Origin of the sequence: Streptomyces sp. NBC_01233 (assembly GCF_035989305.1) — a bacterium.
Taxonomy (GTDB): Bacteria; Actinomycetota; Actinomycetes; order Streptomycetales; family Streptomycetaceae; genus Streptomyces.
The window spans coordinates 1,672,370-1,692,531 of the sequence record NZ_CP108514.1; the positions used below are offsets into that span (position 1 = coordinate 1,672,370).

The following is a 20,162-nucleotide window of genomic DNA, read 5'->3' on the forward strand; positions in this document are numbered from 1 at the left end:
TCAGCCGAGGTCCGGGATCCGCCAGTCGATCGGCTCATGGCCCTGGGCGGCGATGGCCTCGTTGATCTGCGTGAAGGGCCGGGATCCGAAGAACTTCTTGGCCGACAGCGGGGAGGGGTGGGCCCCCTTGACCACGACGTGCCGCTCCTCGTCGATCAGCGGGATCTTCTTCTGGGCGTAGGCGCCCCAGAGGACGAAGACGGCCGGGTCGGGCCGCTCGGACACCGCGCGGATCACGGCGTCGGTGAACTTCTCCCAGCCCTTGCCCTTGTGCGAATTGGGCTCGGCCTCCCGGACGGTGAGGACCGCGTTGAGCAGCAGGACGCCCTGCTGGGCCCACGGCATCAGGTACCCGTTGTCCGGGACCGGCAGGCCGAGCTCCTCCTTCATCTCCTTGTAGATGTTGCGCAGCGACGGCGGGGTCTTGACCCCGGGCTGCACGGAGAAGCACAGGCCGTGACCCTGGCCCGCGCCGTGGTAGGGGTCCTGGCCCAGGACCAGCACCTTCACCTTCTCGAAGGGAGTGGCCTCCAGGGCCGCGAACACCTGCTCGCGGGGCGGGTAGACCGGCCCGTTCGCCCGTTCCTTCTCGACGAACTCGGTGAGTTCTTTGAAGTAGGGCTGGTCCAGCTCCCCTCCGAGGACGGGGAGCCAGGACTCGGGCAGCATCTGGGTCACGGCGAAAACCTCCGGTACAAGTTCGTGCAACTGCTCCAGAACCTACCGGGGGCCACTGACAACGCGTCGGCCGCCCGGGGCCGGTGCCCCGGGCGGGGCCGCTACCAGCTGGTCTTGCGGTACAGCTCCCACATCTGCATGGCGGTCTGCGGGTCCAGCGCCCGCTCGGCGCCCGCGATGTCCTCTTGCGCGGCGACGTACAGCTTGCCCTGCCACAGGGGCAGCAGCCGGACGTCCTCGGCGAAGATCTGCTGTGCCTTCTCGAACTGCTGGACCCCGGCGGAGCGGTCTCCGTCGCGGCGGGACTTGGGCAGCAGGTCGGTCAGGATCTCCGTGGGCTCGTACGGGGTACCGACCGCGTTCTCCTTGCCGACGAACGGCGCGATGAAGTTGTCCGGGTCGGGGAAGTCGGGGAACCAGCCTCGGCCGAAGACCGGGTACTCCTGGCCCTTGTAGCCCTCCTGGAAGGCCTTCCAGGGCTGGCTGCGCAGGGTGATCCGGAAGAGCTGGCTCTCGTCGAGCTGGCGCTTGAGCTCGGTGAACTCCTCGGCGGTGGAGGAGCCGTACCGGTCGGTGGTGTACCAGAAGGTCAGGTCGACCGGCGTGGGGACCCCGGCGTCCTTGAGGATCTTCTTGGCCTTGGCGACGTCCGCGGCGCCGTACTTGTCGTAGAACGGCGTCTTGTGGCCGACCACGCCCTTGGGAACCATCGAGTACAGCGGCTCCGCGGTGCCCTGGTAGACCTTGGAGACGAGGGTCCCGCGGTCGACGGTCTGGGCGATCGCCTGGCGGACCGCGAGCTTGTTGACGGCGGGGTCCTTGGGGTTGAAGACCAGGTAGCGGATCTCGGCGCCGACGTTCTCGACGACCTGGACGCCCTGCGCGTGCGCCGCGGGGGTCTGCAGGTCCGTGACCTCCGTGGCCGACAGGCCTCGGTAGGTGGCGTCGATCTCCTTGGCCTTCAGGGCCGAGACCATCTTCTGGGAGTCCTGGAAGTAGCGGATGGTCACTGCCTTGTTACGGCGGTTGGCGAAGCCCGTGTAGCTCCCGTTGTCACTGAGGACGGCCTCGTTGCCCTCCTTGTACGAGTCGAGCACGTACGGGCCGGAGCCGGTGACCTTGCCGTCCTGGCGCACCTTGTCGGCGGGGTAGTCCTTGGGCGCGACCAGCGAGGCGGCGGGCGAGCCGAGGACGTACGGGAAGGTGGCGTCCGAGGTGTTCAGGTGGAAGACGACCGTCAGGGCGTCCGGGGTCTCGATCTTGTCGAGGCTGCCGAAGAGGTCCTTCGGGCCGACCTTGGAGCCGATCGTCTTGATGCGCTCGAGGGAGTGCTTGACGGCCTTGGCGTCGAGCGGCTCGCCGTTGGAGAACTTCAGGCCCTTGCGCAGGGTGCACCGGTAGGCCTGGCTCGCGCCGTCCGTGAACTCGCAGTTCTGGGCGGCGTCGGGCTGGGGCTTGGTGGAACCCGTGGGGAACGCCAGCAGCGTCTGGTAGACGTTCCGGTACAGCTCCCAGGAGCCGTCCCACGCGGCAGCGGGATCGAGGGTGCTCGGTGCGCTCGTGGTGCCGACGACGATCCTCTTGGCGTCCTCGTCGTTGTCCTCCGACAGCAGGCCGCATCCGGCGAGCAGGGATATGGACGCAAGGGCCGCAGTGATCTGCAGGCATCTGGTCCGGTTGAACACGTGCACGCTCCTCGATCAGCCAGGGGTGCGGCAGACCCTACCGCAGTGCCCCACGAATCCAATGGGGTGGTTTCGTGGGGCACTTGACCGGTTCCGTGCACATTCGATACACATTTGCCTCCCTTTCGGAGGTAAATGTGTCCGATTATCGGTCAGTGCACTCCAGCATTGAGGAACATCCCACCGTCGACGACCAGAGTTTGGCCCGTGATCCATTCCGCTTGTGCAGATGTAAGAAACGCGGCGGCCCCTCCGATGTCCTCCGGGTGCCCCAGCCGACCGAGCGGATAGGCGGCAGCGGCCTCCTGTTCCCGGCCCTCGTAGAGCGCCTGCGCGAACTTGGTCTTGACCACCGCGGGGGCGATCGCGTTGACCCGGACACCCGGTGCCATCTCGTGGGCGAGCTGGAGGGTGAGGTTGACCATGGCGGCCTTGCTCATCCCGTACGCCCCGATGAAGGGCGAGGCCGAGATGCCGGCGATGGAGGCGATGTTCACGATCGCTCCGCCGTTGTCCTTCTGCCAGGCGTGCCAGGTCCGCTGGGCGAAGCCGAGCGCCGAGATCACATTGGTCTCGAAGACCTTGCGGGCCACCCCGAGGTCCAGGTCCGCGATCGGCCCGAAGACCGGATTGGTGCCCGCGTTGTTCACCAGGAAGTCGACGCGGCCGAAGGCCTCCATCGTGCGCTCGACGGCGACGGCCTGGTGTGCCTCGTCGTGCGCCTTGCCGGCGACCCCGATCACCCGGTCCGCACCGAGCCGCTCCACGGCCTCCTTGAGTGCCTCCTCGTTGCGTCCGGTGATGCAGATCCGGTCGCCGCGCGCGACCAGCGCCTCGGCGATGCCGTAGCCGATGCCCCGGCTCGCGCCGGTGATCAGTGCGACCTTGCCGCTGTCGATACCGTCGTACGTCATGACGTGCGCCCTGCCTCTCGTGATCTCTTCGCTCGTCAGTTGAGCGGGCCGCCGGCGACGTACATGACCTGGCCGGAGACGAAGCCGGCCGCCTCGCCGGTGAAGAAGGCGATGGCGTTGGCGATGTCGTCCGGGCGGCCGACGCGCTGGACGGGGATCTGGGTGGCGGCCGCCGCCTGGAAGTCCTCGAAGCCCATGCCGACGCGGGCGGCCGTCTGGGCGGTCATCTCGGTGACGATGAAACCGGGGGCGACGGCGTTGGCCGTGACGCCGAACTTGCCGAGCTCGATGGCCAGGGTCTTGGTGAAGCCCTGCAGACCTGCCTTGGCGGCGGAGTAGTTGACCTGGCCGCGGTTGCCGAGCGCCGAGCTGCTGGAGAGGTTCACGATGCGGCCGAACTTGGCCTCCACCATGTACTTCTGACAGGCCTTGGACATCAGGAAGGCACCGCGCAGGTGCACGTTCATGACCGTGTCCCAGTCGGTCTCGCTCATCTTGAAGAGCAGGTTGTCGCGCAGCACACCGGCGTTGTTGACCAGGATGGTCGGGGCGCCGAGCTCGCTCGCGACGCGCGCGACGGCGGCCTCCACCTGCGCGCCGTCGGAGACGTCGCAGCCGACCGCCAGGGCCTTGCCGCCGGCGGCCGTGATCGCCTCCACGGTGTCCTTGCAGGCCGCCTCGTCGAGGTCGAGTACGGCGACGGCCCGGCCCTCGGCGGCCAGGCGTACGGCGGTGGCCGCGCCGATGCCCCGGGCCGCCCCGGTCACGATCGCGACGCGCTGCTCGGTGGTGGACATGCTGGATCTCCTCGCCCTTGAGAGACGGCCGCCCAGAGGTGAGCAACCGCTTAGTAGCTTCAGCTGAGGAGACGCTAGGAGCCGCGGCACCCGGTGTCAACGGCGGCACTTTGGGACGCGCCGCTGTTCGAGGCGACGGGGACACGTTCAGCCCCGCCGGCGTTCGAGGCGCGGGGGGCTCGGGGGCGGAGCCCCCGCAACGGAGCCGCACCGGCCCACCGGCGGGACCCCGGTCAGCGAACCAGCAGGTCGAGCAGCCGCTCCACCTCCGCCGCGGGATCGGCCGTCAGGCCGGTGTGCACCGGCCCCGGCTGCACCACCGTGCTCCGCGGAGCGATCAGCCACCGGAACCGCCGCCCGGCGTCGTCACCCGCCGCCTGTCCGGCGGACTCCCCGCCCGCGCACACGCCCTCGACCCCGCGCAGCGCCGCCCGCACCCCGGCCACATCGGCCCGGGGATCCAGCGCGAGGAGCTTCGCCTCGTCGAGATGGGTGCGCGCCGCCACGTACGAATGGGCCCGGCAGTAGACGATCACGCCGGCGTTGAAGCACTCACCCCGTTCCATCCGGGGCACCACACGCACCAGCGCGTACTCGAACACGTCCCGCTTGGTCACTCGTCGTCGCTCTTCTTCTTGTGGGGCAGGGGGGCGAGGCGTTCGGCCAGCCAGCCCGGCGGACCGGACCGCTGCTTGACCTCGGCCTCCATGGTGATCTTCTCGTGGATCGTGGCCGCCCGCGGCAGCAGCGCCTCCACGTAGGCGCGGCGGAGCGCGTCGGTGGAGTCGAAGCCCGGCTCGTCGACCAGCCACTCGTCGGGGACGTCGGCCGCGACCTCCGTCAGCAGCTCCTCGGTGACCAGCGGCGCGAGGGCCGCGGCCGCGGCCTCGATGTCCGGGCCCACGGGGGCCAGTACGTGGTCGGAGGCGTTGTAGGGCTTGGCGGACGCGGCCTTGGCGGTGGGCCAGTTGTGGTGCCAGATCATGGTGGCGCCGTGGTCGATGAGCCAGAGGTCCCCGTGCCAGACCAGCATGTTCGGGTTGCGCCAGGACCGGTCGACGTTGTTGATGAGGGCGTCGAACCAGACCACGCGTCCCGCTTCGACCGGGTCCACCTGGTAGGCGAGCGGGTCGAAGCCGATCGAGCCGGGCAGGTAGTCCATGCCGAGGTTGAGTCCGCCGCTGGCCTTGAGCAGCTCCTGGACCTCCTGGTCGGGCTCGCCGAGCCCGATGACGGGGTCGAGCTGCATCTGGACCAGGGTCGGGACGCGCAGTCCCAGCCGCTGGGCCAGGCGGCCGCAGATGACCTCGGCGACCAGGGTCTTGCGACCCTGGCCGGCTCCGGTGAATTTCATGACGTATGTGCCGAGGTCGTCGGCCTCGACGATTCCGGGGAGCGAGCCACCCTCGCGCAAAGCCGTGACGTAACGGGTCGCGATCACTTCTGTGAGCATTTTCCCAGGCTATCCGGCGTTCACAGTTCACGATCCAAGGTTTTCCCCGAGTCGCCGCTGACACCCGGAAGCCGACCATCAGCCCTGGGGAGAATCTGGGGAGTTCCGGCTAAGCGGCTCGCTCCCCTGCTCCCCCAGCAGGCCGTTGATGGCGCGGCGCCCCTTGCCACCAGCCTCCGGCATGAAGTGAGCATAGTGGTCCAGGGTGATCGTCGGGGACGAGTGCCCCAGCCACCTGGCCAGCGTCACCACCGACTCGCCGGCCTCCAGAACGACGGAGGCGTAGGTGTGCCTTAGGGCATGGAAGCCGTCTCTGTGCGCCGCCTCCCACTGCCAGGGCTTGCGAAGCGTGCGGCGTAGGCTTCCAGCGGGCCCGGAGCGGGCGGACACGGCAGACGACGGGTCATCACAAACTCCCAGGCAGCGAGGCGACGTTCCTCTGCTACCGGCCTACCGCAGCCCTGACCCGCCGTCAACAAACCACCGCTAGCGCGATGTCGCGGTCGGCGAACTGGCGGTGGAAGGCGCGCTTGAGCTCGTCGAACGACTGACCCGCCTCCTCCAGCGCGAGCGGCAGCTGCTCGGCGACGGTGTCGAGGAGGAAGTTGATGTCCTGCTCGGTGTGGTTCACCGTGATCGGAACGCGCACACCGGACCGGTTCGCGGGCACTGCGGGGTAGGTTGCGAAGTTCGTGTACATGCCGGCGTCGAGCAGGCGCCTGACGAGCCCGAAGCATGCTTCCGGGTTGCCGGTGGCGATCAAGCGGATCGGCGCCTCGGAGAGGCTCACCAGCGGCAGCTTCAGCTCGGTCGCCCGGGTGTTGAAGAACCGGATCCGGGACCGCAGCGTGCGCCTGCGCTCCTCGGCCTCCTCGGTCATGTGCAGCTCCGCGGACGCGCGGATGCCGCCGATCATCGGCGGCTGTACCGGGCCGGAGAAGAGCATCGGCATACCGCATTCGAGCACCGTCTGGCGCATCTCCTCGGTCGGGAAGGTGAGGACACCGCCACCGACGCCGAACGACTTCGCCAACGATCCGACGACAACCGCGCGGTCGTGGAACTTCGGATCGAGGTTCTCCAGCGTCCAGCCGCGGCCGTGCCTGCCGTACCACGAGAGCGCGTGCGCGTCGTCGGCGTAGATCCACAGCTTGTCGTGCTTTTCGAAGAGACGGTTCAGCTCGTCGGCGGGCGGCAGGTCGCCGTACATGCTGTACAGGCCGTCGGCCATGTACCAGACCCGCTCGTACCGCTGCGACAACTCGGTGATCTTGCGGTCCAGCACTGCGGGGTTGCCGTGTGGCGCGATCTGCACCTCGGTGCCGTCCGCCTGCGAGATCTTGGCCGCGAGCTGCACGTTCGCGTGCACTTGGGCGTCGAGCAGCACCGCGTCCGCGCCCGGCCTGATGATCGTGGGGATGAAGGCGATGCTGCCGAGCGTCGTGCTCGCGGCAATGAGCGTCGGCCGGTCGAAGATCCTGCGCAGCGCCGCCTCGGCGGCGGGGTACTCCGGCGAACTCATGTAGGTGCGGCTCATCGAGAACTGCGTACCGTAGCGGCGCGCCGAGTCTGCCGCGGCCGTCTGGATCGCGGGATGCAGCTCCATACCGAGGTAGCTGCACGAGCTGAAGTTGAGGACGCGCTTGCCGTCGATGACGACAGTGCGGCCGTCGAGCTGATCGTCTTCAGCTACGACGTGGCTGATGCCGAGGGCGACCGCTCGGGTCAAGGTCTCCGAAATCGTCTGAACGTTGCTCATGGATTCGGAGGGTAGCGCTCTGACCCGTTCGAGCGTGTCCGAAGGAGTTAACGCCCAGTGTGATCTGGCTCTGTTGGCGAAGGTGGGATCAGGCTCTCGTCGCGGCAGAGCCGGCGTCAGCGCAGGTCCTGCGGCACGTGCGTCTGCCCGAGCTCCACCTTGCCCGCACCGGGCGGGACGCCGTCCAGCGGGGCCTGAGCGCGCTGGTCGACTCCGACGGCCTGCCCGCCGCGCTGGCGAGCGTCAAGGACCGTGCGGGCCGCACCCGTACCTACACCGCGGGGAGCACAGCCCGGCGATCAGCTGCGCGGCCCGCTGGTCGACCTGGGCCTCCAGGTACCAGTCGCCGTCCGACAGCACCGCACGGGCCGGCGGTCGGGTCGGGCGGATCACCTTGAACTCCGCCGGGCCGAGCCGGGCCCGGTGGATGGTGAGGGGCAGTTTCATGTCCGGCCCATTGATACGGCACGGCTAGTAGGGCCTGGTCAGGCTGACGTCGGCCGCCGCCGTGCGATCGTACTCGGCGAGGATGAGGCCCTTGGTGTGGTACGTGCCGCACTTGGCCTCGTCCTTGCGCTTGATGAGGGTGAAGGTGTCAAGGATGTACTCGACGTCGTCGCGATTGATCCCGTAGAGGTGGAAGAAGAGGGCGCCACCTCAGCCCCTTTCGGCGTCGCGTAGAGCCTCGTCGACGGCACCCGAGTCCTGATCCCACCACTGACGGACCCGGAGGGCCACGCGGGCCGCGTAGGTGTCGATCGGTTCGTGGGGGCGCGCCGGCGGGGTGAGATCAAGGTGTTCCCACCAGACCCACTTGTCCCACGGCTGACTGTCCCAGCGTTCGCGGAGCGCCACGTGCGCAAACGGGTCGGCAACGTAGACACCTACGAAGGGACGCTGGACATCCTTGAAGGGATCCGCCGCCCCCCGCGACTGCCCCAGCCCGAAACCGGCAAGGGGACTCCCGTCCGCCGAGATCCATTCCGGCCGCGACAGCAGCACAGCCCGCTCATCGAAGCTGTCGCGCTGCCCCTGCGCGAGGTAGTCGAAGGTCGTGACCACAGTCCGGGAGGCCAGCTCCGGAACCAGGTCCTCCAAGGCGCGCCCGGTCGCCTCGGGAAGCTCCGCCAGAAGCGCGCGGGCCGCGGCCTGTGCCTCCGGCATCCGCTGTCCGTGCGCGAGCCAGAACCGCGCCGCTTCGCTGTTCAACGAGGCCACTCCACTCATCCTCTCCACGTCGGCCAGGTAGTTCTCCGCGGTGGCCCTCCCGACGATTCCGTTGTGGTCCACCGGCGACGGCGCGGCGGTGAGCGCGCCGCGGAGGACGTCCGCGAAGCCTGGGAGCCGCAAGGCGCGGAAGTGCTCACTTCCCGGGGCGGCAGCACGGTGCGTGAGGATGACGAAGACAGGGTCCGGATCGCTCGCGTAGTCCGCCGCGAGACGTCTGGTCTGGTCCGGACCCTCGGATGCGTGGATCTTGAGTTCGATCACCAGCGTCGCCGTGTCCATGGCGACCACTATGTCGGCGCGGCTCTGGGCCCGGGTCACCTCCTTGGCCACCCGGGCCGAGCCGGACAGCACGCCGGTGGCCACTTCGCCCCGCCCCAGCCGGTGCAGCAAGCCCACGAGAACACGAGCGCCGAGTTGGTGAGCACCCTTCGGGTCCAGCAGCCAAGCGATCAGCGCCTGATGGTGCCGTTCAAGGTGACGAAGCCCCAGAACCTCCAGCGCGGTCGCGGGTCCGGGAACCCACAGACCCTTCGCCCGGAGGTCCTCCAGTTCGTCGGCGACCGAGGCCCAGAAGGGCTGCCGTGGAACGCCCGCGCCACGGAATTCCGCCGACATCTCCACGCCTCGATCCCCCTGACCGGCCGGTACCCCGGCCACGGTACTTGGATCTGCATTCCACTCTCCGGGCTTCGGAGAATCCGCCTGTGCGATCACAACGTCCGGTGCGTCATCGACGGGGTACAGGAAGTCCCGACGCCGGTGGCTTCGCCAAGGACCCTCGCAGGCAGGACTCCCACAGGGCTTGGGCTTGGCGTGCCGAGGAACCGGATCAGGATGCCGCGAGGTCGCCCAGGAGGAGGTCCGGTACGGCCTCCTCCTCGACCCGTACGCCGAGTTCGGCGAGTGCCCATGACAGGTCCTGGATCCCCGGAGGCTTCGGACGGCGGGCCCGGCAGGGGGTGGGGGCGGATGGCCGTGGTGGCCGCCGCCCGGTAGTCCGCGGCCGTGTAGGGCAGGGGTGCCAGGGGACACGACGCAGCAGTGTGGTCGTGATGCGCAGTCCGCCCTCAGGAACAAGACGCCTCCCCTACGGAGGTCCTGGCCGCCCGGCTGGGCCGGCACCGGCCCAGTCCCAGTTCTGGGCAGAGTTTGTCCGCCGTCTGCGTGCTGTGCTGCAATCGTTTCGTCGTGTTGGTGATGGTCGGCAACGGCCGTCGGCAGGGGGGACGGAACCTTCGTATGGCCCGCGTCATCGTTCCGGTCGGGCCCTCTCATGCCCCCGCGTCCGAGCCACTGGTGAACGCAGAATGCGCGGCCTGGGTGCGGGGGCTGCTCAGCACGGGCTGGGCCGCGGTGTTCGTGCCAGGGGAGCCGGACCGGCTCGGGCGACTGCACCTGTGGCGGCCCGTCGGCGCCCCGGAGGCACAAACGCCGCATCCCGTCGGCGTCGGCGTGGAGCGGATTGAACTGGTGCTGCCGCACGGCCGCTCCGTGCGCCGCCGCACCGTCGAGTCGTACGCCGTGCCGCCCGCGACGGCCGCGATCGCGCTGCTGCACGCCTGTCCGCCGCCTCACCCCGGGGAACCGTCGAGTGCCGCCGCGTTCCCGCATTCGGACATCTGTACGGACGCACCCCCGCACTCGCAGATGCCGCCGCACGTCGCAGCGCTCCACCCCTCCGCCGCCGCCTGGGCGGCGGCCGCCCGTCTCGCGCTGCGCATGCTCGCCGAGGGGCGGCTGTATCCGGCGCTCACGGCACAGGCGTACGACACCTGGCGGATCGGCCCATACGACACCGCGGCCCGGCAGGCCGTCGATGAACTGGCGGCCGCCTTCCCGCCGTACGCCCACTGCCTTCCGCTGCCGGGTACTTCCCCGGTACGTATCGTGGAACCCGCCCCGCTCGTCCGGGACTTCGCCGATGCTGTCGCCGACGCGCTGGCCCGCACCCCCGCCGCCGCGCTCGCCGTGGGCCGACTCCCCTACGCGTGGCGCGAGGTGCGCGCAGTGCCGGCCCTGCGCGAGTGGGCCGAGGAGACCGACGCGGGACTGTCCGCGAAGGTCACAGTCAGTTTGCGTGTCGAGCCGCCCGCCGGACGGCGGGGGCAGTTCCGCGCGGTCGTACAGCTGCACACCGCCGACGACCCGGCACTGGTGGTCGAGGCCGACCGGCTGTGGGCCGATCCCGCCGCCGTGCAGCGGCAGTTGGGGCCGCGCGCCGAGACCGAGACGCTGCTCGCGCTGCGCCGCGGCGCCCGCGCCTGGCCGCCTCTGGGCCGACTGCTCCAGGAGACCGCCCCCGACCAGCTGTACCTGAGCGACGACGAGGCTCTCGACCTGCTCGGAGACGCCACGGACGCCCTGCGCGGCGCGGGCATCGACGTGCACTGGCCCCGCGAGCTGGTCAAGGCGCTCACCGCACAGGCCGAGATCGGGCAGCCCGGAGCCCCCGGCTCCGCCGCGCCCTCGCTGCTGGGCGCCGATGCCCTGCTCGACTTCCGCTGGCAGATCTCACTCGGCAGCCAGGCGCTCACCGAGGCCGAGATGGACGAGCTCGCCGAAGCCCGCCGCCCGCTGATCAGACTGCGTGACCAGTGGGTGATCGCCGATCCCAAGCTGGTCGCCCGCGCCAAGCGCCGCCGCGGGAAACCCCTCTCCCCCATGGAGGCCCTGGCCGTGGCGCTGACCGGCGAGGTGAAGGTGGACGGCGAATCCGTGTCCGTCATCGCGACCGGAGCCTTCGCCGCGCTCATCGACCGTATCCGCGCCCCTCAGGCCCGCGAACCCGTCCCGCAGCCCGCCGCACTGAAGGCATCCCTGCGCGACTACCAGATGCGCGCTCTGACCTGGCTCGCCGACATGTGCGAACTCGGCCTGGGCGGCTGCCTCGCCGACGACATGGGCCTGGGCAAGACCATCACCCTGCTCGCCCTGCATCTGCACCGCATGCAGGACCCGGCGACCGCAGGTCCCACCCTGGTGGTCTGCCCGACCTCGCTGCTGGGCAACTGGCAGCGCGAGGCCGAGAAGTTCGCGCCCGGCATCCCCGTGCGCCGCTTCCACGGCGGCGACCGGCACTTGGACGACCTGGCCCCCGGCGAGATCGTCCTGGTGACGTACGGAGTGCTGCGGCGCGACCGCGAGCGGCTCGCCGAAGCGGCATGGGGCCTGGTCGCCGCGGATGAGGCCCAGCACGCCAAGAACCCGTACAGCACCACCGCCCGCGAACTGCGCGCCCTGCCCGGCAAGGCCAGAGTGGCGCTGACCGGCACCCCCGTCGAGAACAACCTCTCCGAGCTGTGGGCCCTGCTGGACTGGACCACCCCCGGGCTGCTCGGCACGCTTCCCGCCTTCCGCGAGCGGTACGCCCGCGCCATCGAAGCCGGCGAGGACCCCGAGGCCGCCGAGCACCTGGGCCGCCTTGTCCGGCCCTTCCTGCTGCGCCGCAAGAAGTCCGATCCCGGGATCGCGCCCGAGCTGCCGCCGAAGACCGAGACCGACCGGATCGTGCCGCTGTCCACGGAGCAGACCAGCCTGTACGAGGCGGTGGTGCGCGAGACCATGGACCGTATCCGCGGGAGCGAGGGCATCGCCCGTCGTGGCCTGGTCCTGGGGCTCCTCACCGCGCTCAAGCAGATCTGCAACCACCCCGCCCAGTACCTGCGCCAGTCCGGGCCGCTGGACGGGCGCTCCGGCAAGCTCGACCTCCTCGACGAGCTGCTGGAGACCATCACCGCGGAGGGCGAGTCCGTCCTGGTCTTCACCCAGTACACGGGCATGGCGAAGCTCCTCGAAAAGCACCTGGCCGAGCGGGGGACGGCGCCGCTCTTCCTGCACGGCGGCACCCCCGTGGCTCGCCGCGAGGAGATGGTCGCGGAGTTCCAGGCCGGGAAGGCGCCCGTCTTCCTGCTGTCGCTCAAGGCCGCGGGCACCGGACTCAACCTGACCCGCGCCACCCATGTCGTGCACTACGACCGCTGGTGGAACCCTGCCGTCGAGGACCAGGCCACCGACCGCGCCTACCGCATCGGCCAGGACCGGCCCGTACAGGTGCACCGGATCGTCACCGAAGGGACCGTGGAGGACAAGGTGGCCAGGCTCCTGGATGCCAAACGGGCGCTGGCCGAGTCGGTGATCGGCTCCGGCGAGGGGGCGCTCACCGAGCTCGGTGACGCCGAGCTCGCCGAGCTCGTCGCCCTGAGTGGGCAAGCATGAGCCCGGCGGCACGGCGCGCGCCCGCCCGCGGCAGGCGCGCCTTCGCCGACACCTGGTGGGGCCGGGCCTGGGTCGCCGCCCTGGAGGACTCAACCCTGGACGCGGGGCGCCTCTCGCGCGGCCGTACGTACGCCCGCCAGGGCAAGGTCGGCGAGGTCACCGTCTCCCCTGGTGTGGTGAAGGCGCCCGTGCAGGGCAGCGACTTCTACCCGTACCGCACCTCCGTACGCGTCCCCGCCCTGACCGACGCTCAGTGGGACACGCTGTTGAACACGATCGCCACCCGCGCCGGGCACACCGCCGCGCTGCTGGACGGGGAGATGCCCGAGGACCTCGTCGAGGACGCCCGCGCCGCCGGGGTACCGCTGCTTCCCCTTCCCACCGAACTCGACCCCGGGTGCTCCTGCCCCGACTGGGGCTACCCCTGCAAGCACGCCGCCGCCCTGTGCTACGCGATCGCCTCCGGCATCGATGCGGACCCCTTCGTCCTGTTCGCGCTGCGCGGGCGTACGAAGGAGAAGGTCTTCGCCGAGCTGCGCCGCCGCCGTATCCCCGCCCCCACCGCCGCACCCGCCGCCCCGGCCGGTGTCCCCGCGGCGGCGGCCTATGCCCGCTGGGCCGCCGAACACCCCGTGCTGCCCGAGCCGCCCGCCCCCGCCTCGTACCGGGCACCCGCCCTGGCCACGGACCCACCCCCGGACTCCGGCCTGACCACCGACGGACTGCGGGGCCTCGCCGCGGACACCGCCGCCCGCGCCGCCCGCCTCATGGCCGGCGACACCTCTTCCGCGCACCTCACCCGGCGCGCCGACGCCCTGCGGCTGGCCGCTGACCATCGGAGCGTGGAGTGGTTCCACCGTCTCCAGGCCGGTACGGGACTGCGCCCGCTGGAGTTCGCCCGCCTGGTGCGCGCTTGGCGGCACGGCGGCGACACCGGTGTGACGACCGCCCTGGAGCCCCTGACGCCCGAGCCCGCGCTCATGGCTGCGGCCCGGAGCGCGCTCGACCGGGCCTTGGCCGAGATGGACGACACGGCCGCCCCGCCCCGCCTGCGGTCCTGGCGGAACCGCCTCACCCTCGACGATGCCGGGCTCCAGCTCCGCCTCGGCCCGGACGCCCACTGGTACCCGTACGCACGCGAGGACGGAGAGTGGTGGCCGTGCGCGCCCTGCGCCCCTGACCCGGTCGCCGCCCTCACCGCCGTATGGGACAGGCGCCAGTCACCCGGCCCACATCGAACCGGCCTCTCTGAAAGAGCTACACCCGATCCAGGTTGAGGCTAGTGGTCGTTGCAACACCCAGCTCAAACGGCTCAACCCGACTACGGAAAAGGCTGATTGGGTGAAGATCCGGACGAGAGCCGGAGGCTTGCGCCGAAGATTCCGTGAAGATCGCCCGGGCAACCCTCTTGCGACACTTTGGCCACAACTGGCATGCTCATACCAGAGATAAGCCCTGTTCTCCACAGCAGAATGAGCCAACCTCGCCGGAGCGTCGAGCGGTTCATGGGTTGCAGACTTTGGGCGACTCATCATCGCAGCCTGTCGGCAGGACCAGCTGCCGCATACCGGAGAGGGTGGCTGGCATTTGAGAACGCAGAGCCTCGGCGCCGTGCTCGCCGAGGCGCAGGAGGAGCTGCTGGCCGTACTGACCGTCGAAGGGCGGTGGCGTGGCGGTTGCCGCAGCCGGTTGCTGGAATCCGGCCTGGTCCTGCACCTGTTGCGCAGGCTCGGCGAGTCAGGGGCGGCCCTTCGTAAGCTCACCCGCTACTGCGAGGCCGAGCTGGCCGCATCCGCTCCGCCGGAACAGGGCAGGCTGGAGCGAGAGCTGTCCCGGCTGATCGCGGCGAGCGCACTGGGCCAGGATGTGCCTACCGGGCAGGCCGAGCGGGTGCTCGACCTCCTCGGCGGGCTCGACCACCACTCCCGCGGCCGCAAACAGGATTTCCTGCTGGCCCTGCTCCAGGAGCTGGCGCCGAGAGGTCCGTGGCCACAGGTGTGCCTGCCCGAACCCAGCCCCGGCGCGCACCGGTGGATCAAGCTGATCACGACGGCACTGCGGTTGCTGGCGCCCGACGGTGGTGACCGCGCCGCGATGGCGCGGGAGCTCACCGAAGCCCAAGGCCCGGACGGTGGCTGGGAGCGGCACCTGCCCGCCACGGTGACCGTCCTGCTGGCTCTGTCCGCATACGATGCGGACAGCCTCGCGGTGCGGCGCGGTGTGCGGTTTCTGCTCGCCCAGCAGCGCGCCGACGGTGGGTTCCCGTTCATAAGCGACGAGGACACCTGGGTTACCGGGCTGACGGCGCTCACCCTTGCCGAGAGCGGTATCCAGTCCGGCCGGTTGGAGCGCGCCGCGGAGTATCTGCTGTCCCAGCAGTTGGCCGACGGCGGCTGGGGCTACGCTCAGACGGTCAGCCAGGCCGACGCCGATGACACCTCGGTGATCACCCTGTTTCTGACCGGCTTCCCCGGTGCCGCAGGCGCAGCGGAGCGCGGGGCGCGGCACCTGCTGGAGCTGCAGAATGACGACGGCGGTTTCCCGACCTTCGCCCGAGGCGCGCCGTCGGAGGTCGAGATCACCGCGAAATGCATCCGTACCCTGGCCGCCTTCCCCGGGGATGCGGCGGCGCTGGCGGTGGAGCGGGGCTGGCGGTGGCTGAGCACGCGGCAGCGGCCCGACGGTGGCTTTGACGGCGAGTGGAGCCGCAGCCCGGCGTTCCCGGTGCTCCACGTGGTGCGCGCGGTCACCGCGGCAGGGGAACGGCCCGGGCTGTCCGTCGCAGCGGTCCGCGAGGGCTGTGCCAACTTCCTGCGCCGGTCGGTCTCGGCGGATTCGGGCTGGCGGTACACACCGCAGGACACCGATGTGAGTCTGCTGACCACGGCGCACGCGGTGGCCGCACTGGGCGAGCTGCCCGTGCCCTACGCCGACCTGATCGCGTCGGCGTTGCCGTGGCTGGTCGAGCCGGGCGCGGCCAGCACCGATCCCGACTCACTGGGTCCACGGCCCTTCGTCTACGACGTCCCGATCCTCAGCCAGGTCTACCGCCTGGCAGCCCTGAGCGCCACCAACCGGGTGCGGCCCCCGCTCAAGGCCGTCCTCTTGCCTCTCGGACACCACTTGGAGCAGACATGGTTATCACCCGCGCTCCAGGTGCCCTTCCCGTCATAGGGCACCTTCGTCAGATGATGCGCTCCCCCGACCGGTTCCTGGCCTCCCTACCCGAGCACGGGGACCTGGTGCAGATCATGCTGGGCACCCGGCCGACCTACGCGGTGTGCCACCCGGACCTGGCCGAGAAGGTACTGCTCAACGCCGACCACGCCTTCGACAAGGGCGGGCCGTTGTTCGACAGCCTCGGCGAGTTCCTCGGCGACGGCCTGGTCACCTGCCCCAACGCCAAGCACACCCGGCAGCGGCGGCTGGTGCAGCCCGCCTTCCACCGCTCCCGTATGGCCGCCTACAGCGAGCTGGCCGCCGCCCAGGCGGCCACCATGGCCGACAGCTGGCGAGGCGGACAGGTCATCGACACCCTGCATGACATGCAGCAGCTGTCCATGCAGATCCTGGTGAACACGATGTTCGCCGGCTGGGCCGCTGAAGGGCCCGCCTCCGAGGAACGGGTGCTGGCCGCAGTGGAGACGCTGGTGCAAAGCGCGTTTCTGCGGACAGTGGCGCCCGCGCTCAGCCGGCTGCCGATCCCGGTGAACCGGCGCTTCGACCAGGCCAAGAGAGAGCTGCACGCCCGGATCGACTCCACCGTCCGCGCCTACCGCGCCGGCGAGACCGACCACGGCGACCTGCTGTCCATCCTGGTAAGCCGGGACGACAAGGGTGACGGCCTGTCCGACGAGGAGATCAGGGACCAGGCGATCACCTTCTTCATCGCCGGGATCGGTACCACGGCAGCGACCCTGTGCTGGACGCTGTACTTCCTGTCCCGGGACGCCGAGCTGGACGCCGAGGTCGCGGCCGAGGTCCGGAAGATCCGCCCGGAGGGGCCGATCGGCTACGAGGACGTGCCGGAGTTCGCGCTGCTGCGCCGGACCATCACCGAGAGCCTGCGCATCCGGCCCGCCTCCTGGATGTACACCCGGGTCGCGGTCGCCGACACGGAGCTGGCGGGCCATCATCTGCCCACCGGAGCGGCGATGCTGATCAGCCCGTACCTGCTGCAGAACCGGTCGGACCTGGTCCACGACCCCGACCGGTTCGACGTGGGGCGGTGGGCCGACGAGGACGACTCCCGGTTCCGCGGCATCGCGATGTTTCCCTTCGGCGCGGGCGCCCGGAAGTGCATTGGCGACGAGTTCGCGGTGAACAACCTCGTCCTGACCCTGGCCACGATGCTGCGGCGGTGGCGGCTGGAGCCGCTCACCATGGCCCCGGTCGGGGCGAGAGCGAGCGGAATGCTCGAACCGCGCAATCTGCGCCTGCGCCTGCGCGAACGGGGGCAGGCATGAACCCGGTGGTGAGTCCCGCCGGGGCGCAGGTGGCCAGCGTGCTGCCCGTGCGGTTCCACCCCGCCACCGACCAGCTGATCGCCGAGTCCGACGCGTGGGTACGGGAATTGGTGCGCCCATGCTTCCGCGACACGGCCGGGATGGAGCGGTATCTCGACGGGGAGATCGCCGCCGTGTGCTGCGCGATGCTGCCCGGAATGCCGTACGCGGTCGCGCGGCCCATGTGCGACCTGTTCCAGTACATCGTGGTCATCGACGACGCGCTGGGCGACGCCGGCTGGGTCGGCGGCAGTGTGCACGCCTCTCGGCTGGTGGTCGAGCAGGTGATGGCCGCGGTCTCCGGCTGGGGCCGGGTCGAGGACACCACCCGCGCCGCGCGCGATGCGGTGGACCGGTTGCGGCCGCACCTCGACGAACCGCGGTGGCGCCGGTTCCTCGTGGACTTCGAGGACATGCTCGACGGTTACCTGATCGAGGTCAGCACCAGAGGCGAGGACGGCCTGAGCGACCTGGACGCCTACGCCAGGCGGCGCCGGGTGACCGTGGCCATGAAGTGGTACCTCACCGTGGCCGAGCTGGGCCACGGCGAGCCGATGTCCGAACGGGTGGCCACCGACGAGCGCGTGCTCGCGCTGCGGGAGGTGGTGCTCGACCACCTGTGGCTGACCAACGACATGTACTCCTGCGCGAAGGAGCGGCGCGGCGGCGAGTACATCAGCCTGATCCCGTTGCTGGAACGGCTGGAGGGCACGTCGCCGGAGGAGTGCGTGGCGTGGATCGCGCAGCGGGTCGTCGCACAGGAACGCGAGTTCCTGGACCGGGTTGCCGCGCTACGGGCGGGGGAGCTCGCGGGCGAGCCCGGACTGGAGGAGTACTTCGACAACCTCACCCACATCATGTCCGGGCCCCTGCACTGGAGCCCCGGCACCCGGCGCTACCAGGTCTCCGGAAGGGAAGGAGAGCGCCGTGGCGCAGTCTGAGCCGGACTGGCCGTTCTCGGCCACGCTTTCCGGCGGGCCGGCGACCTCCGTGCGGCTGGCCGGCGGCGAGACGGTATGGCTGGTCACCCGGTACGAGGAGGTGCGCACGGTACTCGGCGACCGCCGCTTCAGCGCGAGCGGCGACCCGTTGCACCGGGCCAGCCCTGGCGCGGACGCGCCCTGCATCGGCCGGTTGCCGCACACCGATCCGCCCGAGCACGCCCGCTACCGGCGGCCGATGGGCCGCGCGTTCACCTCACGGCGGATCACCGCGTGGGAGCCGAGGATCGCCGAGGTGGTCGAGCGGCACCTGACCGCGATGGCGGAGCAGGAGCGGCCGGTGGACCTGGTGGAGGCGCTGGCGGTGCCCGTGCCGCTGACCGTGATCGGCGAGCTGATGGACCTGCCGAAGGCCGACTGGCCCGCGCTGCGGCAGGCCGCAAGCGATCTGCTGTCGGTGGAGCTCACCCGCGAGGAGGCGGCGCGGACGAGCGGCTGGCTGCTGGACTACCTGCGGGAACTGGTCGCGCGAAGGCGGTCGGCGCCGGGGGAGGATCTGCTCAGTGAGCTGCTCGGGCACGGTGAGCTGACCGACGTGGAGGTGACCGACCTCGGCGCGACCGTGCTGATGGGCGGTTTCGACTCTCTGGCGGCGAGCATCAGCACCGCTGTTGCCCTGTTGTTGTGCCACCCCGAGCAGCCCCGGGCCCTGGCCGGACCGGCCGAACGCCTCGACCGCCTGGTGGAGGAGGTATTGCGGCACAGCACGATCGTGCAGCACGGCGTGGACCGCACGGCGCTGGTCGCCGTGCGGCTCGGCGAGGTGGACATCGCCGCCGGTGACCGGGTCGTGGCCCACCTGCCGTCGGCCAACCGCGACGAGCGGCTGTGGCCGAGGACCGGGGAGTTCGACACCACCAGGCCCGTCACGCCGCACCTGGCCTTCGGACACGGGCCGCACCAGTGCGTCGGGCAGCAGCTGGCCCGGCTGGAATTGCGGCTGGTTCTGGCACGACTGTTCCACCGGTTCCCCGGGCTGCGACTGGCTGTGCCCGCAAGCGAGCTGACCCTGCGCCGGGACCGGACCTTCGCGGGCTTCCAGGAACTGCTGGTGACCTGGTAGCCGTCAGTCCCGGGAGCTAGTGGCCTCTGCGTCACGGTTCTCGCACGTCGCCGAACGTGACCCCGGCGCTCGCCCGCCGGACGTGACCCCCGGTCATGTGCGGCTAGAGACAGCGTTCTTACCGGCACCCCTTTACCCTGTCCAGTCACGCACCGTTCCTCCGCCTCGCACAGGAGAGCTGACGCACATGGACATGCGTCTGACATCGCCGGGTCTGGCACCGGAATCGGAACTATGGCTGACCTCGGCCCAGCTGGTGGACGACCGCAGGGTGGACGTACTGATTGAAGTTTCCCCATGATCTTGGACACGTTGTCGTTACGCCGCGAGGGCCTGATCTTGCCAGTAGCGCAGGCGCGTCTCGTGGGGTGTGAGGTAGCCCCAGTGGATGTGCTTGCGTAGGCGGCGTCTGTTGTAGAAGGTCTCGATGAAGTCGAAGATGTCGGCGCGGGCGGTGGCCCGGTCGGGCCAGAAGCGGGTGCCGATCTCCTCTTTAAGTACGGCCCAGAAGCTCTCCGCGGCGGCGTTGTCGAAGCAGCTCCCGGTCCGCCCCATGCTTTGCTGGTGTCCCAACTCGCCGACTCTGGTGTGTAGTTGGCCGGAGGTGTATTCCGATCCGCGGTCACTGTGGATCACGCAGCCGGGCTGCACCGAGCCCTGCCCACACCCACCCTGACCTGCTGCTATTTACGCGTCAGGAGCTCTTCGCGACCTGTTCAAGGATCGCCACGCACTCCACGTGGTGGGTCATCCGAACCAAGTTGGCGAAGCTCGAGGGGAAAGCCAAGTCCGTCCCCATTAACCTAACAAGGCCGTACAGATACGAGCTATGGCATGCTTCTCGCCATGCCGTACGCCTTGG

The 20,162-nt window shown here is 70.2% G+C and carries 16 protein-coding genes and 1 pseudogene; 6 read left to right on the top strand and 11 right to left on the bottom strand.

Translation table 11 applies throughout. The annotated features are described in order from the left end of the window. The 10 genes and pseudogenes from OG332_RS07605 to OG332_RS07655 all read right to left on the bottom strand — a co-directional run bounded on the left by OG332_RS07605 (position 1) and on the right by OG332_RS07655 (position 9,230). On the bottom strand, positions 1–669 hold the full coding sequence (locus OG332_RS07605) for a uracil-DNA glycosylase (protein ID WP_327419139.1): 669 nt from the start codon (positions 667–669) through the stop codon (positions 1–3). Between the two features lie 110 nt (positions 670–779). Further along, entirely contained in the window at positions 780–2,363 is a 1,584-nt protein-coding gene (locus tag OG332_RS07610; RefSeq protein ID WP_327412726.1) for an ABC transporter substrate-binding protein, read from the bottom strand. Between the two features lie 152 nt (positions 2,364–2,515). Next, complete coding sequence (locus tag OG332_RS07615; RefSeq protein WP_327412727.1) at positions 2,516–3,277, bottom strand: SDR family oxidoreductase; 762 nt, start codon at positions 3,275–3,277, stop codon at positions 2,516–2,518. Between the two features lie 35 nt (positions 3,278–3,312). Continuing rightward, entirely contained in the window at positions 3,313–4,074 is a 762-nt protein-coding gene (fabG, locus tag OG332_RS07620; protein WP_266610951.1) for a 3-oxoacyl-ACP reductase FabG, read from the bottom strand. A gap of 233 nt (positions 4,075–4,307) precedes the next feature. After that, entirely contained in the window at positions 4,308–4,691 is a 384-nt protein-coding gene (locus tag OG332_RS07625; protein WP_327412728.1) for a DUF3037 domain-containing protein, read from the bottom strand. Next, positions 4,688–5,527 carry a HipA family kinase gene (locus OG332_RS07630; RefSeq protein ID WP_327412729.1) on the bottom strand — a complete coding sequence of 280 codons (840 nt, stop codon included), beginning with the start codon at positions 5,525–5,527 and terminating at the stop codon, positions 4,688–4,690. The genes OG332_RS07625 and OG332_RS07630 overlap by 4 nt, the downstream gene beginning before the upstream one ends. A gap of 78 nt (positions 5,528–5,605) precedes the next feature. Beyond that, a pseudogene (locus OG332_RS07635) lies at positions 5,606–5,857 on the bottom strand (tyrosine-type recombinase/integrase); the annotation flags it as partial. Positions 5,858–5,999: 142 nt separating this feature from the next. Continuing rightward, a complete protein-coding gene (locus OG332_RS07640; protein ID WP_327412730.1) occupies positions 6,000–7,286 on the bottom strand; it encodes an aminotransferase class I/II-fold pyridoxal phosphate-dependent enzyme in 1,287 nt (428 codons plus the stop codon). A 243-nt stretch (positions 7,287–7,529) separates the two neighbouring features. After that, a complete protein-coding gene (locus OG332_RS07650; protein WP_327419580.1) occupies positions 7,530–7,733 on the bottom strand; it encodes a hypothetical protein in 204 nt (67 codons plus the stop codon). A 210-nt stretch (positions 7,734–7,943) separates the two neighbouring features. After that, positions 7,944–9,230 (bottom strand): PD-(D/E)XK nuclease family protein, encoded by a 1,287-nt coding sequence (locus OG332_RS07655; protein ID WP_327412731.1) that lies wholly within the window; start codon positions 9,228–9,230, stop codon positions 7,944–7,946. 525 nt (positions 9,231–9,755) lie between these two features. Here OG332_RS07655 and OG332_RS07660 point away from each other — a divergent pair. From OG332_RS07660 to OG332_RS07685, 6 genes are all read left to right on the top strand, one after another. Then, entirely contained in the window at positions 9,756–12,731 is a 2,976-nt protein-coding gene (locus tag OG332_RS07660; protein ID WP_327412732.1) for a DEAD/DEAH box helicase, read from the top strand. Next, complete coding sequence (locus OG332_RS07665) at positions 12,728–14,008, top strand: SWIM zinc finger family protein (protein ID WP_327412733.1); 1,281 nt, start codon at positions 12,728–12,730, stop codon at positions 14,006–14,008. The genes OG332_RS07660 and OG332_RS07665 overlap by 4 nt, the downstream gene beginning before the upstream one ends. A gap of 310 nt (positions 14,009–14,318) precedes the next feature. After that, entirely contained in the window at positions 14,319–15,905 is a 1,587-nt protein-coding gene (locus OG332_RS07670) for a prenyltransferase/squalene oxidase repeat-containing protein (RefSeq protein ID WP_327412734.1), read from the top strand. A gap of 14 nt (positions 15,906–15,919) precedes the next feature. After that, on the top strand, positions 15,920–17,197 hold the full coding sequence (locus OG332_RS07675; RefSeq protein WP_327412735.1) for a cytochrome P450: 1,278 nt from the start codon (positions 15,920–15,922) through the stop codon (positions 17,195–17,197). Then, complete coding sequence (locus OG332_RS07680) at positions 17,194–18,177, top strand: terpene synthase family protein (protein ID WP_327412736.1); 984 nt, start codon at positions 17,194–17,196, stop codon at positions 18,175–18,177. Before OG332_RS07675 ends, OG332_RS07680 begins: the two co-directional genes overlap by 4 nt. Next, the gene (locus OG332_RS07685) at positions 18,164–19,300 is read left to right on the top strand and encodes a cytochrome P450 (RefSeq protein ID WP_327412737.1); all 1,137 of its coding nucleotides are present in this window, start codon (positions 18,164–18,166) and stop codon (positions 19,298–19,300) included. Before OG332_RS07680 ends, OG332_RS07685 begins: the two co-directional genes overlap by 14 nt. A 318-nt stretch (positions 19,301–19,618) precedes the next feature. Here the strand turns inward: OG332_RS07685 and OG332_RS07690 are convergent, their stop codons facing one another. Further along, on the bottom strand, positions 19,619–19,936 hold the full coding sequence (locus OG332_RS07690) for an IS3 family transposase (RefSeq protein WP_327412738.1): 318 nt from the start codon (positions 19,934–19,936) through the stop codon (positions 19,619–19,621). Positions 19,937–20,162 lie beyond the last annotated feature (226 nt).

Excerpts from the sequence above, each read along its gene's own strand:
- OG332_RS07605 (WP_327419139.1), bottom strand. The coding sequence starts at position 669 with ATGCTGCCCGAGTCCTGGCTCCCCGTCCTCGGAGGGGAGCTGGACCAG.
- OG332_RS07615 (WP_327412727.1), bottom strand. The coding sequence starts at position 3,277 with ATGACGTACGACGGTATCGACAGCGGCAAGGTCGCACTGATCACCGGC.
- fabG (WP_266610951.1), bottom strand. The coding sequence starts at position 4,074 with ATGTCCACCACCGAGCAGCGCGTCGCGATCGTGACCGGGGCGGCCCGG.
- OG332_RS07630 (WP_327412729.1), bottom strand. The coding sequence starts at position 5,527 with ATGCTCACAGAAGTGATCGCGACCCGTTACGTCACGGCTTTGCGCGAG.
- OG332_RS07640 (WP_327412730.1), bottom strand. The coding sequence starts at position 7,286 with ATGAGCAACGTTCAGACGATTTCGGAGACCTTGACCCGAGCGGTCGCC.
- OG332_RS07650 (WP_327419580.1), bottom strand. The coding sequence starts at position 7,733 with ATGAAACTGCCCCTCACCATCCACCGGGCCCGGCTCGGCCCGGCGGAG.
- OG332_RS07660 (WP_327412732.1), top strand. The coding sequence starts at position 9,756 with ATGGCCCGCGTCATCGTTCCGGTCGGGCCCTCTCATGCCCCCGCGTCC.
- OG332_RS07665 (WP_327412733.1), top strand. The coding sequence starts at position 12,728 with ATGAGCCCGGCGGCACGGCGCGCGCCCGCCCGCGGCAGGCGCGCCTTC.
- OG332_RS07675 (WP_327412735.1), top strand. The coding sequence starts at position 15,920 with ATGATGCGCTCCCCCGACCGGTTCCTGGCCTCCCTACCCGAGCACGGG.
- OG332_RS07680 (WP_327412736.1), top strand. The coding sequence starts at position 17,194 with ATGAACCCGGTGGTGAGTCCCGCCGGGGCGCAGGTGGCCAGCGTGCTG.